The following is a 12225-nucleotide window of genomic DNA, read 5'->3' as shown; positions in this document are numbered from 1 at the left end:
CCTATCCCTGCAACTCCGCCGTGAAGCTGTAGCGCGCCGTCGCGCCGGGCCCCAGCAGTTCAGAATAGGGCCGCGAGGCCAGATCGTCGGAACCCCCGACCTGCGCCGCCGTGCCCCGCCAGGGCTCGATGCAAATGAAACGTGCCCCCGGCTTGCTCCAGAGCGCCAGATTGGGCAGGTTGTCCCAGCTAAAGCGGATCGCCGGACCGCTCTTGGGACCATAGCGCAATCCTTCCCCCGCCCCGGTGGGAAACACCATGGCGTCATCGGCAAAAAGGCTCTGGTCGAGCACCAGTTCGCCGTTCCGGAACGGGGACGGGTGCCCCTCGGGCTGCACCAGGCCACCGGACAGGGCGTGCCGTGCCGGCTCCGCACCATTGTCGAGAATGATCCAGTGCGGCGCGGTGCCGCTCCCCGGCAGCGGCCAGGCGAATGCTGGATGAAAGCCGATGCCATAGGGCATGACCTTGTCGTCCATATTGGTGACTTCCGCCGTCACCGTGACCGCGCGCCCTTCGACCCGGTGCTCGACATCGAGGCGGAAATTGAACGGATACATGGCCCGGCTGGCTTCCGAAGCCTCCAGCCGATAGACGCAGCGATCCGATTCCTCCACCACGAGCGCGAAATTGCTGCGCCGGGCAAAGCCGTGCTGGCTCATCTGGTAGCGCCTGCCATTTATGGTGACGCTGTCATTGGGCGCCCGCCCCACCATGGGAAACAGGATCGGCGACCGCCCAGTCCAGAAGCTGGCATCACCATGCCACATCCAATGGCGGCCGTCGCGTGTCTGGATCGACTGCATTTCAGCCCCGAGCGCGGCCACATCCACATTGATCTCGCCATTGCCGATGCGGGTCAGTTGCATGCGCCTCTCCGGGCTTTCGGTCCATGAATGCCAAGAGCTTAGCGGTTAGCACACCGGCTGAGAACCGCAGAGTACGCCAGCGGTGAACAGGGTCTGAATTTCGTCTCCCTCCGCATTGGCCTTGCGGCTTTCCCTCAAGGCAGGCTATCGCCTCACCATGCCTTTCATGCCGCCCTTGCCCATCGATGCCGTCCTGCCGGCGCTGGCCGATGCCCTGGCCCGAGGCACCAGCGCCGTGCTGGTGGCCCAGCCGGGCGCCGGCAAGACCACGCGCGTGCCGCTGGCCCTGCTCGATGCAACATGGCGGGGCGATGGCCGCATCATAGTGCTGGAGCCCCGCCGCCTCGCCGCCCGCGCTGCCGCAAGGCAAATGGCGAAACTGCTTGGCGAAGCGGTCGGGCAAACGGTGGGCTATCGCGTCCGCATGGAAACCAAGGTTTCGGCCCGGACCCGCATCGAAGTCGTCACCGAAGGCGTCTTCACCCGCATGATCCTCGACGATCCCGAACTTGCGGGCGTCGCCGCCGTGCTGTTCGATGAATTTCACGAGCGCAGCCTCGATGCTGATCTCGGCCTCGCCCTCACGCTCGATGCCCGCGCCTTGCGCCCCGATCTGCGCATCCTGGTCATGTCCGCCACTATCGACGGGGCCAGCGTCGCCGCCCTGCTCGACCAGGCCCCGGTCATCGACAGTCCCGGCCGCACTTTCCCGGTCGAAACTTTTCATGCCGAACCCGATCCGCTGGTCCGCCTCGAAGATCAGGTCGCCATTGCGACGCTTCGGGCAATGCGCGAGCATGAGGGCTCGGCGCTGGTCTTCCTGCCCGGTCAGGGCGAAATCATCCGCACCGCCGAGCGGCTGCGCGACAAGCTGCCCGCCAATATCGACCTCGCCCCGCTCTATGGGCAATTGAGCCCGGCCGAACAGGACCGCGCCATCCAGCCCGCTGCCCTGGGTCGCCGCAAGATCGTCCTCGCCACCTCCATCGCCGAAACCTCGCTCACCATCGAGGGCATATGCATCGTCGTGGATTCCGGCTTCCGGCGCATTCCCGTCTATGAGCCGGCCACCGGGCTCACCACTCTCGCCACCGCCCGCGTGTCGCGCGCGGGGGCCGATCAGCGCCGGGGCCGGGCCGGGCGCACTCAGCCGGGCATTTGCATCCGCCTCTGGAACGAGGGGCAGAGCGCCGCCCTTGCGCCCTTCGAGACCCCCGAAATCCTTGCTGCCGACCTTTCCGGGCTGATGCTTGACCTGGCCGCCTGGGGCGTCAGCGATCCCAAGGCGCTGGCTTTTCTCGATGCGCCGCCCGCCCCCGCCTGGGCCGAGGCGAAAGCCCTCCTCACCCGGCTCGACGCCATCGACGCGGCGGGAAGCCTGACGCCGGCCGGCAAGGCGCTGTCGCGCCTGCCGCTGCATCCCCGCCTAGCCCATATGGTGCTGGCGGGAGCCGAAGACGGCGATGCCGTCACTGCCGCCGAACTGGCCGTGCTTATCGGCGAGCGCGGACTGGGCGGCGACGACATCGATCTGGGCCGCCGCCTCGAACGCTTCCGCCTCGACCGCTCCAAACGCGCCGAAGAGGCCCGCAATCTCGCCCAGCGCTGGGCGAAACTGGCTGGGGGCGCATCCGGGGCCGGCCTCTCCTCCGGCTATCATCTGGCCCGCGCCTTTCCCGACCGCGTCGCCCAGGGGACCGGCGCGCGTGGCCGCTTCCGCCTCGCCAATGGAAGGCAGGCGCAATTGGAAGAGACCCATGCCCTGGCCGGCGCGCCTTTTATCACCGTCGCCGATCTGACCGGCAGCGCCGGCCAGGCGCGGATCCGCTCCGCCGCGGCTTTGACCCTGGGTGAACTCGAAATCCTGTTTGCCGCCCATATCAACAGCGAAACCAGCCTCGCCTTCGACCCGGCCATCAATGCGGTACGCGCCCGCCGCCAGCGCCGGCTTGACGCCCTGCGCCTCAGCGATGACACCGCTCAAGTCACCGATCTCGAAAAAGCCGCCACACTTCTGGCCGAAGCCGCGCTCAAGCGCCCCGAAACCCTGCCCTGGAACAAGGAGCAGAAGGCCTTGCGCGCCCGCGCCAGCTTTCTCCGCCAGAGCCTGGGCCCCGACTGGCCCGACCTCTCCGATGCGGCCCTTGCCGAAGATTCCGCATGGCTGGCGCCGCATCTTTTGGGGGAAACCCGCCTCGCCGCCATCGGCGCCGACCATCTCGGCATGGCGCTCGACTTTCTCCTGCCCTGGGCCAGAAAACAGGAGATCGAAAAGCTCCTGCCGAGCCATTTCCACGCGCCGTCAGGCAGCCATCTGCCCATCGACTATGCGGCGGAAAACGGCCCGTCCCTCGAAATCCGGGTGCAGGAATTGTTCGGCCTGGACCGCCACCCTGCCATCGCCAATGGCCGCATTCCGCTCCTGCTCGTCCTGCTCTCGCCGGCGCATCGCCCCATCCAGACCACGCGCGACCTGCCCGGCTTCTGGCGCGGCTCCTGGAAGGATGTGGTCAAGGATCTCAAGGGCCGCTATCCCCGCCACCCCTGGCCCGACGATCCCATCGCCGCCAGCGCCACCAATCGGGCCAAGCCGAGAGGGACTTGAGCCTGGCACGCTCCCCTCCACCGTCATTGCCCGGTTCATCCGGGCAATCCATCTCCCAACGCCCGCCACGTCTCGGCTACATCACCGGGACACGCCCGCTGATGGCGGCCTTCACCCCTTGGGGCTAAAATTCAGCGCCACCCCGTTGATGCAATAGCGCAGCCCGGTTGGCGGCGGACCATCGGGAAAGACATGCCCGAGATGAGAACCGCAGGTGGCGCAATGCACTTCCGTGCGCACCATGCCGAAGGAGCGGTCGCTATGGGTTTCCACCGAGCCGGGGATTGGATCGTTAAAGCTGGGCCAGCCGGTGCCGCTCTCGAATTTCAGCGTCGAGGCGAATAGCGGGCTGTCGCAGCCGGCGCAGGCAAATGTTCCCTGCCGATGTTCATGCAACAGCGCGCAGCTCCCCGGCTGCTCGGTGCCATGCTCGCGCATGATTCTATATTGCTCCGGCGTCAATTTTTGGCGCCATTCCGCTTCGCTGCGGGTCACGGGAAAGGCATGGGCGTCCATGGCGTCAATCCTTTGTCGATGTGTTATCTGCGCTAGATATAGGCTCTCAATGGTTCCATTCCCAGCACCGAGGTTTCACAAAAGCCTGCCATGACCCGCATCACCTCCCTAGCCCAGCTGGAAGCGCTCTATCTGCCGGCCCCCGCCGCCGCGGCCACCGCCAAGATCGCCCATGCCATGACCCCGCATTACCGGCGCTTGATCGAGGCCAGCCCCTTTGCCGCGCTGGCCACCATAGGCCCCGAAGGCATCGATTGCTCCCCGCGCGGCGACCGGCCCGGCTTCGTGCGCATCCATGACGACAAGACCCTGATGATGCCGGACCGGCGCGGCAATAACCGCATCGACAGCCTGCGCAATATCGTGCGCGATCCACGCTGCGCCTTCCTGTTCCTCATTCCCGGCTCAGGCACCACCATGCGCGCCAATGGCCTTGCCCATCTCAGCATCGATCCCGAACTTCTCGAAAGTTTCGCCGTCGAGGACAAGGCGCCCCGCTCGGTCATCGTGCTCGAGATCGAGGAACTCTATTTCCAGTGCGCCCGCGCCATCATCCGTTCCGAGCTGTGGAATCCCGAGCGGCACGTTGATCCCGCGACCCTGCCCAGCCCCGGCAGCATCCTCGCCGCCATGACCGAGGATCAGGTCGGCGGGACCAGCTATGACACAGCCTGGCCGGAGCGCGCCAAACAGACGATGTGGTGAGTTGAACGCTTGTGAGGAAACGCTTGGCGCCCTTTCTGGTTGACCTTGTCCAACCATAAGGAATTCTACAATGGACCATGCCAACCACATGCGCCTGACGCAGGCTGAACTCACCCCCTCCATTCTTGAAGGCGCGACCATTTATGGCGCCGACGATCACAAGATCGGCAAGATCGATCACGTTCACGGCCTTGATTCGGTGATCATCGATGTCGGCGGGTTTCTCGGTCTCGGCGCCAAGCCGGTCGCGGTGCCGCTGAGCGACCTGCAATTCATGCGCGATGAGCATGGCAGCGTGCATGCACTGACCGGCTGGACCAAGGACCAGCTCAAGGAAATGCCCGAGCACCATCACTGACCCAAAACAGAAAACCCGGCGCGAAGCCGGGTTTTTTCTGGTTGCGGGCCTCAGCCTGCAAAGATCGGAATTTGAAGAAAAATGGTGGGAGTAACAAGGATTGAACTTGTGACCCTTCGCGTGTGAAGCGAATGCTCTCCCGCTGAGCTATACTCCCACTCCGCCTTTATCCACTGGGGAAGGCGGCCGGAAAGAGATGGTGGGCGTAACAAGGATCGAACTTGTGACCCCTACGATGTCAACGTAGTGCTCTCCCGCTGAGCTATACGCCCATCTCTCCGGGCCGGAATTGCCTGAGCAGTTCCGGTGGCGCGGATAGACCATGAAACCCGCTCGGGGGTCAAGTGGTCAAATCGAACTTCCTGCATGCATGTGGAAAGTGTTCCTCTCCTCAGGCGGCAAGCAGGCGCTCCACCTCGCTCACCAGATCCTTGAGATGGAAGGGTTTGGACAGCACCGAGGCATCCTTGGGCGCGTCGCTGTCCGGGTTGAGCGCCACTGCCGCAAAGCCGGTGATGAACATGACCTTGAGGTCGGGGTCCAGTTCGGTGGCCCGCCGGGCCAGCTCGATCCCGTCCATTTCCGGCATCACGATATCGCTGAGCAGCAGCGAGAACGGCTCTTCGCGCAGCCGCTCATAGGCCGAAAGCCCGTTGTCGAACGACACAACCTCATAGCCGGCATTCTTGAGCGCGCGCGTCAGGAACTGGCGCATATCGTTGTCGTCTTCAGCGAGCAGGATTCGCTTCATCGATAAATCCTTGAATTCGGGAAGGCGGGTGAGTCGCCTCCGCCCGCGATGTTTAAGCCAGATACGGACTTTCGCAACACCTGGTGCACGATCGGCGGCGATCTCCCCTTTTTTTACCGACAAACTTCGCGCGGAACGAAACCGGCAAGAATCCGGCAAGCAACTGGACAAGCGCCCGCCTTCGCTTCACATTGTCAATTCAGGCAAATCACCAGCGGCCAGCGGCTGCCCGACCGGGGGAGAGGACGTGCGGTCCGACTATTGGGATCAACCCGCCTTCGAGACGATCAGGCCACGGCGCGTCCTCGCGCCGATCGTGTTCAACTCGCCCCATTCCGGGCGCATCTATCCCGCGCGCTTCATGGCCATGACCCGGCTCGATCATCTCTCGATCCGCCAGTCCGAAGACGCCTTTGTCGATGATCTGTTTTCCCGCGCCCCGCATCTGGGCGCGCCCCTGCTCCGGGCGCATTTCCCGCGCGCCTATCTCGACGTCAATCGCGAGCCCTGGGAGCTGGATCCCACCATGTTCAGCGAACCGCTCTCGGATCGGTTCAATACCAGCTCGCCCCGGGTGGCGGCGGGCCTCGGCACACTGGCCCGCGTGGTGGCCGAGAACAAGCCGATCTATCGCGAACGGCTCAGCCTTGATGACGCGCGCATGCGCATCGAGGGCATCTATCATCCCTATCACGCTGCCCTGCAAAAGCTCCTGGGCGAATCGCTGGGTGGGTTTGGCCTTGCCGTATTGATCGACTGCCATTCGATGCCGCGCGTCGGCCGCCACGGCGAGCGCGCCGCGCCCGACATCGTCCTGGGCGACCGCTATGGCACCACCTGCGCCACCCCGCTGGTCGATCTGGTGGAAACCGTGTTCACCGCTGCCGGCCTGCGGGTGGCGCGCAACCGGCCCTATGCCGGCGGCTTCTGCACCCGCACCTATGGCCGGCCCCAGCATGGGGTTCACGCCCTGCAAATCGAAATCAGCCGCCATCTCTACATGAACGAGGTGACACTGGAGAAAAATGCCGGCTTCGACGCCGTCAAGGCGCTGCTCGACCGGCTGATCCAGACCCTGATCGGCATCGATCTGCTCGCCCTGGCCAGCCATGGCGCGCGCATCGACCGCGCCGCCGCCGAATAGACCACCGGCAGGATCGGCCAAAAAAAAGGCCGCCCCCAAAGACGGCCCCAGTCAAGGGAGGAACGATGTTCGCCGGGCGCGGGGCCTCTGCCGCTCATCCGGCGCTCACCATGCCCTTTTGGGATGAACCGATTTGCCCGGACCCACAAGCAACAAGGGCGCGATGCACAGCAGTTCACGCTCATTTGTTGCAAAAAGGAATCAGCGCGCTGGCCGGTCGCGATCCACATTCTATGTGATTTTTTTGGCATAATTGGGCGCAATGGCCCTATAAGCGCTTTTCAACGAATGCCTTGCTTCCAGCCCAGGACATAATTCTTCCATGCCCACGACAATCGACTTTGCACAGGTGGAACATGTGCTGCTGGCGGCGGCGCACGCCGCGGCGGAGCGGACCTTGCCGCTGTTCCGCACCCCGCTCGCCATCGACAACAAGCTCGATGCCGGTTTCGACCCGGTGACCGAGGCTGACAGGGGCGCCGAATCGGCGATCCGCGCCGTCATCGCCGAGGCATTTCCCGATCACGCCATTATCGGGGAGGAATGGGGCACGACGGGCGAGGGCCGCTATAGCTGGATCATCGATCCGGTCGATGGCACCCGCGCCTTCATTTCCGGCGCGCCGGTCTGGGGCACTTTGATCGGCTTTGCCGTGGATGGAATCGCCGTGGCCGGGCTGATGAGCCAGCCCTTTGTCGGTGAGGATTTCCTCGCCAGCCCCGGACGCTCCACCTATCGGCGCGGCGCCAGCATGCAGGCCAATCGCACCAGCGGCCAGACCGATCTCGCCGCCGCCAGGGTCTTCACCACCACGCCCAACCTGTTCCGGGGCGAGCATTGGGGCAAATGGGAGGCCATCGAGGCGGCGACGCGCCTGCAACGCTTCGGCATGGATTGCTACGGCTATGCCCTGCTCGCCGCCGGCCATGCCGATCTGGTCATCGAGCCGGCGCTCAACACCTATGACATCGCCGCTCTGGTCCCCATCATCCGCGAGGCCGGCGGGGCCATTGCCTGCTGGGACGGGTCCGAACCGACCGGGGGCGGCAATGTCGTCGCCGCCGCCAGCCGCGAATTGCTCGACAAGGCGCTCGAACTCATCGGCTCTGTTCGGTGATGAAGGCGTCGAACGCGGCCAGAACCTGGCCGCGAATGACGTCGGTCTCCATGAACATTTCGTGCCGCGCCCCGGGGATCACCACATGCCGCCCGGTGCGCAGGCGCAGGCCCAATTGCTCGATCGTTGAGGTCGAAACGATACGGTCATTCGCCGCCGCCAGCATCAGCAGCGGGATCTTGATCCCGCCGGGGAAACCGTCCTTGCCCGCCTCCACCATGGCGCGCATCGCGGCGGCAAGCCAGCGGAAGGTGGGCGAGCCGAGATAAAGCCCGTCATCGGCGCGGATCGTATCCACCATGCGCTTATAGCGCAGCATGTCGGAGGTCAGCGGATTGTCCGGATACATCGCCTCGTCCGGTCGTCTGTCGCCGCGCCGCGCCATCGGCACCCGTCCGAGCCCTACAAAACTCAGCGTTTCGGCGAACAGCGCCCAGTTTTTGAGGCTCTCCTCCATGCCATGCAGGCTCACCATGGGCGCGGAGAGAAATACCCGGTCGAACATCATCCGGTCGCGGCTCGCCGCATAAAGGCTGGCCAGCCCGCCCATGGAATGGCCCACCAGATAGAACGGCCCCGGGCAATCGGGCAGCAGGATATCGGCGTGAAAACAGCGCAGATCGGTCCAGTAATCGTCGAAGTGATCGACATAGCCGAGGGTTTTGTTGCCGATCAGCCGGTCGGAACCGCCCTGCCCGCGCCAGTCGAATGTGGCGACCGCAAAGCCGCGCTGGCGGAAATCCTCGATGGTCTCGAAATATTTCTCGATATATTCGGTGCGCCCCTGCACGAGGCAGATCGTGCCCCGGGGCGCGCCCTTGCCCTTGGGCCAGAGCGCATAGCGCAGCCGCACCCGGTCCGAGGTGGTGAAATAGCCCACCCGCGCCCCTTCGGGCACCGGATTGGTGGCGATGGAAGTCAGTCTGGGTCCATTGGGATCGACTTGGGCGTTCACGCTCGGCCTCGAAAAAATGTGCTGACCGCGACAATATCGGGCAGCGGCAAAAAGAAAAGCCAGCAACCCTGAGGTCGCTGGCTTTGCCGTGCCCGGGGCTCCCTGCGGGGGGCGGATGAAGGAGCCTTCAGGCAAGGTGAACCTTGGATCCGGAGCGTTCCGGCCTGTTCACATGCTCCTTTCTAGAGCCCTGCCGCTGAACGAAATCGGAGCGTTCCGTTCATTTTCAATTCATCGAAACCACCCCTCTTGAACCCCGAAACGGGGCACCTATCTCTGTGTGGTCCGCCGGTTCAGCCGGGGATGTTGGCTCCACCCACAAGCCATGCTCGCCGCATTCGGGGGCATTTCGGGCCGGAGCCGGACCACACGTTGCTCAAGGAGAATGTGACCAATGCAGACCTATGATTTTTCCCCCTTCTACCGTTCCACCGTCGGTTTCGACCGCGTGTTCAACCGCCTCGATTCCCTGGTCGGTCAGGAGGCCAAATCCTACCCGCCCTACAATATCGAGCGCACCGGCGATGATGCCTATCGAATCTCCATCGCCGTGGCCGGCTTCTCCAATGGCGACATCGCCGTCGAGACCAAGGAGAACAGCCTTGTGGTCAAGGGCGCCCGCCCCGCCGACAATGGCGACGGCAAGCGCGAATTCCTCCATCGTGGCATTGCCGAGCGCGCTTTCGAGCTGCGCTTCCAGCTTGCCGATTATGTCGAGGTCACCGGCGCCAATCTCGAGAACGGCCTGCTGCATCTGGAATTGAAGCGCGAATTGCCCGAAAGCAAGAAGGCGCGCACCATCCAGATCAATGGCGGCAGCGCGGCCATCGAGGACAAGTCCGTCAACTAAGCGGCGAGACCACCAAAGGAGCGCCCGCTAGCCGGCGCTCCTGCCCTCCAATCAAACAAAAACGGCGCAGCCCGCAAGGACCGCGCCGTTTTTTCGTGTTCGCGTCAGACTTGCCGCCCGCTCCTTCGTCATTGCCCGGCTCGTCCGGGCAATCCAGTTCAGTAGGCCTTCGCGCCCTCCCGGATCGCCAGCGCCTCGTCCAGGCTCATTTCGGTGTGATGTTCCCAGTCCGGGCTGGGCTCGGGGTAATCCCTGCGGAAATGGCCGCCCCGGCTTTCCGTCCGCCGGAGCGCCGCCGCTGCGACCAGTGTCGCCGACGTGGTCATGTTGAGATAGGCGGTGGTGACCTGCTCGGCATGGGCTTCGAGATGGGCGATCTGGCGCAGCGCCTGCTGCAATCCTTCGGCATCGCGCTCCACCCCGACCAGGTCGGTCATCACCCGGCGCAATTGCTGCACCGCCACGGTATTGCGCAGCACGTCTTCGGCGCGATTGCCTTCCGCCTCGTCCCATTCGATGCCCTTGAACGGGGCGAGGTCGCGGGCCGGTTCGAGCCCGCCAATATCCTCGGCGATCCGCGCCCCATAGACCACCGCTTCCAGCAGCGAATTGGAGGCGAGGCGATTGGCCCCGTGCAGGCCGGTGCATGAGGCTTCCCCGCACACCCACAAGCCGGGAAGCGAGGAGCGGCCATAATCGTTGACCTTGACCCCGCCCATATGGAAATGCGCCGCCGGGGTGACCGGGATCGGCGCGCTGACCGGGTCGATCCCCGCATCGAGGCAATATTTCGAAACCGTGGGGAAGCGGGTGAGGATATCGCGCCCCAGCGCCTGCCTGGTATCGAGGAACACCCGCCGCCCCACCTGGATCTGGCGGAAATTGGCCCTCGCCACGATGTCGCGCGGCGCCAGTTCGGCATCGACATGGATGGCGGGCATGAAGCGCTCGCCCAGATCGTTGATGAGGATCGCGCCTTCCCCGCGCAGCGCTTCGGTGGCCAAAGGCGCGGGGTCGGCCTGGGTGAGAATGGCGGTGGGATGGAATTGCACGAATTCGGGATCGGCGATAAGCGCTCCCGCCCGTGCCGCCATGCCCATGGCGTGGCCGCGCACGCCGGGCGGATTGGTGGTCACCGCATAAAGCCCGCCCAGCCCGCCCGCCGCCAGCACCGTGGCGCGGGCGCGGATGAAGACCGGTTCGGAATAGCGGTCCCCCAGACGCCGGCAATAGACGCCGACCACGCGGCCATTGTCGCGGGCCAGACTGAGCGCGGTAATGCCTTCCACCACGCGAATGGAGGCCGTCTTGCGCACCTGAGCGATGATGGCCTGCATGATGGCCGCGCCGGCCCGGTCGCCCTCGACCTTGACGATGCGATTGGCCGAATGCGCCGCTTCCCGCCCCAGCTCGAAATTGCCGAAATCGTCGCGGTCGAAAGGCGTGCCCCAGCGCGCCAGGTCTTCGATACGGGCCACCGCCTCGGCGGTAACGCTTTCGGCAATGCCGTGATCGACAATGCCCGCCCCGGCCATTTCGGTGTCCTGGGCATGGGCATGGGAGGAATCGCCCTCCCCCATCGCCGCCGCGACACCCCCCTGCGCCCAGGCCGAGGATGCGCCCAGCCCCAGCGGCTTGGGCGACAGCACCGTCACCGGACGCGGCGCCAGCTTGAGGGCGGTGAACAATCCTGCCAGCCCCGCCCCGACAATCAGCGCGCCATCGGCATAAAGCGTATTGTCGAATGCGGTCATCGATCCTCCCCGCGCCGTTCTATTCGGTGAACCGCACCTTGCCGATATGGGGCAGGTTGCGATTGCGCTGGGCATAATCGATGCCATAGCCGACGACAAATTCGTCAGGAATATCGAAGCCGATCCAGCGCGCTTTCACATCGGCCTCGCGGCGCGAGGGCTTGTTGAGCAGGGCGCACACTTCCATGCGGCGGGGATGGCGGGTTTCGAGGATTTCCAGCACATGTTTAAGCGTATGGCCGGTATCGATGATGTCTTCCACCACCAGCACGTCGCGCCCGGCAATCTCACCGCGCAAATCCTTGAGAATGCGCACTTCCCGGCTCGATTCCATGGCATCGCCATAGGAGGAGGCTTCGAGGAAATCCACTTCCAGCGGCAAATCGATCTCGCGCACCAGATCGGCGATGAAGATGAAGGAGCCGCGCAACAGGCCCACCACCACCAGCTTGTCGGTATCCTTGAAGGTTTCGGTGATCTCGGCCGCCAGCGCCTCGACCCGGGCGGCGACGGCCTTGGCGGAAATCAGCTGATCGACGACATAGGGCTTCTGAGTCACGCGAAAGACCTCTCAATGGGCGTCATCACCCGGCTTATCCGGG

General features: G+C 64.6%; 12 protein-coding genes and 2 tRNA genes. 6 read left to right on the top strand and 8 right to left on the bottom strand.

Annotation, left to right across the window (positions count from 1 at the left end; genetic code table 11):
• Position 1: 1 nt before the first annotated feature.
• Positions 2 to 868 carry an aldose 1-epimerase family protein gene (locus H0482_RS08270; protein ID WP_193729552.1) on the bottom strand — a complete coding sequence of 289 codons (867 nt, stop codon included), beginning with the start codon at positions 866 to 868 and terminating at the stop codon, positions 2 to 4.
• A 157-nt stretch (positions 869 to 1025) separates the two neighbouring features.
• Between H0482_RS08270 and hrpB the strand changes: the two genes are divergently transcribed.
• A complete protein-coding gene (hrpB, locus tag H0482_RS08265; RefSeq protein WP_193729767.1) occupies positions 1026 to 3473 on the top strand; it encodes an ATP-dependent helicase HrpB in 2448 nt (815 codons plus the stop codon).
• Positions 3474 to 3584: 111 nt separating this feature from the next.
• Here hrpB and msrB read toward each other — a convergent pair whose 3' ends face one another.
• Positions 3585 to 3989, bottom strand: coding sequence for a peptide-methionine (R)-S-oxide reductase MsrB (gene msrB / locus H0482_RS08260; RefSeq protein ID WP_193729551.1), 405 nt, complete (start codon positions 3987 to 3989; stop codon positions 3585 to 3587).
• Positions 3990 to 4079: 90 nt separating this feature from the next.
• On the opposite strand from msrB, the gene H0482_RS08255 reads away from it, so the two are divergent.
• Together H0482_RS08255 and H0482_RS08250 are read left to right on the top strand one after the other, a co-directional pair.
• On the top strand, positions 4080 to 4694 hold the full coding sequence (locus H0482_RS08255) for a pyridoxamine 5'-phosphate oxidase family protein (RefSeq protein WP_193729550.1): 615 nt from the start codon (positions 4080 to 4082) through the stop codon (positions 4692 to 4694).
• 70 nt (positions 4695 to 4764) lie between these two features.
• Positions 4765 to 5052, top strand: coding sequence for a PRC-barrel domain-containing protein (locus H0482_RS08250; protein WP_193729549.1), 288 nt, complete (start codon positions 4765 to 4767; stop codon positions 5050 to 5052).
• Positions 5053 to 5134: 82 nt separating this feature from the next.
• On the opposite strand, the gene H0482_RS08245 is transcribed toward H0482_RS08250, so the two are convergent.
• The 3 genes from H0482_RS08245 to cpdR all read right to left on the bottom strand — a co-directional run bounded on the left by H0482_RS08245 (position 5135) and on the right by cpdR (position 5803).
• Positions 5135 to 5209, bottom strand: a tRNA-Val gene (locus H0482_RS08245).
• A 40-nt stretch (positions 5210 to 5249) separates the two neighbouring features.
• Positions 5250 to 5324, bottom strand: a tRNA-Val gene (locus H0482_RS08240).
• Positions 5325 to 5443: 119 nt separating this feature from the next.
• On the bottom strand, positions 5444 to 5803 hold the full coding sequence (cpdR, locus tag H0482_RS08235; protein WP_035086991.1) for a cell cycle two-component system response regulator CpdR: 360 nt from the start codon (positions 5801 to 5803) through the stop codon (positions 5444 to 5446).
• Positions 5804 to 6050: 247 nt separating this feature from the next.
• On the opposite strand from cpdR, the gene H0482_RS08230 reads away from it, so the two are divergent.
• Both H0482_RS08230 and hisN read left to right on the top strand, forming a co-directional pair.
• Positions 6051 to 6947: an N-formylglutamate amidohydrolase gene (locus tag H0482_RS08230; RefSeq protein WP_193729548.1), complete on the top strand. Its 897-nt coding sequence runs from the start codon at positions 6051 to 6053 to the stop codon at positions 6945 to 6947.
• A gap of 322 nt (positions 6948 to 7269) precedes the next feature.
• Entirely contained in the window at positions 7270 to 8064 is a 795-nt protein-coding gene (hisN, locus tag H0482_RS08225) for a histidinol-phosphatase (RefSeq protein WP_193729547.1), read from the top strand.
• Here hisN and H0482_RS08220 read toward each other — a convergent pair.
• Entirely contained in the window at positions 8045 to 9019 is a 975-nt protein-coding gene (locus H0482_RS08220; RefSeq protein WP_193729546.1) for an alpha/beta fold hydrolase, read from the bottom strand. The genes hisN and H0482_RS08220 overlap by 20 nt on opposite strands.
• A 394-nt stretch (positions 9020 to 9413) precedes the next feature.
• Between H0482_RS08220 and H0482_RS08215 the strand changes: the two genes are divergently transcribed.
• On the top strand, positions 9414 to 9869 hold the full coding sequence (locus tag H0482_RS08215; RefSeq protein WP_193729545.1) for an Hsp20 family protein: 456 nt from the start codon (positions 9414 to 9416) through the stop codon (positions 9867 to 9869).
• Positions 9870 to 10027: 158 nt separating this feature from the next.
• Here the strand turns inward: H0482_RS08215 and H0482_RS08210 are convergent, their stop codons facing one another.
• Positions 10028 to 11623, bottom strand: coding sequence for an L-aspartate oxidase (locus tag H0482_RS08210; protein ID WP_193729544.1), 1596 nt, complete (start codon positions 11621 to 11623; stop codon positions 10028 to 10030).
• Between the two features lie 19 nt (positions 11624 to 11642).
• Positions 11643 to 12182, bottom strand: a complete 540-nt coding sequence (gene hpt / locus H0482_RS08205) for a hypoxanthine phosphoribosyltransferase (RefSeq protein WP_193729543.1) — start codon at positions 12180 to 12182, stop codon at positions 11643 to 11645.
• Positions 12183 to 12225: the final 43 nt, after the last annotated feature.

The sequence above is a fragment of the Devosia faecipullorum genome, from assembly GCF_015158295.1.
Classification (GTDB): domain Bacteria; phylum Pseudomonadota; class Alphaproteobacteria; order Rhizobiales; family Devosiaceae; genus Devosia; species Devosia faecipullorum.
This window is presented reverse-complemented; position numbering and strand designations above follow the sequence as displayed.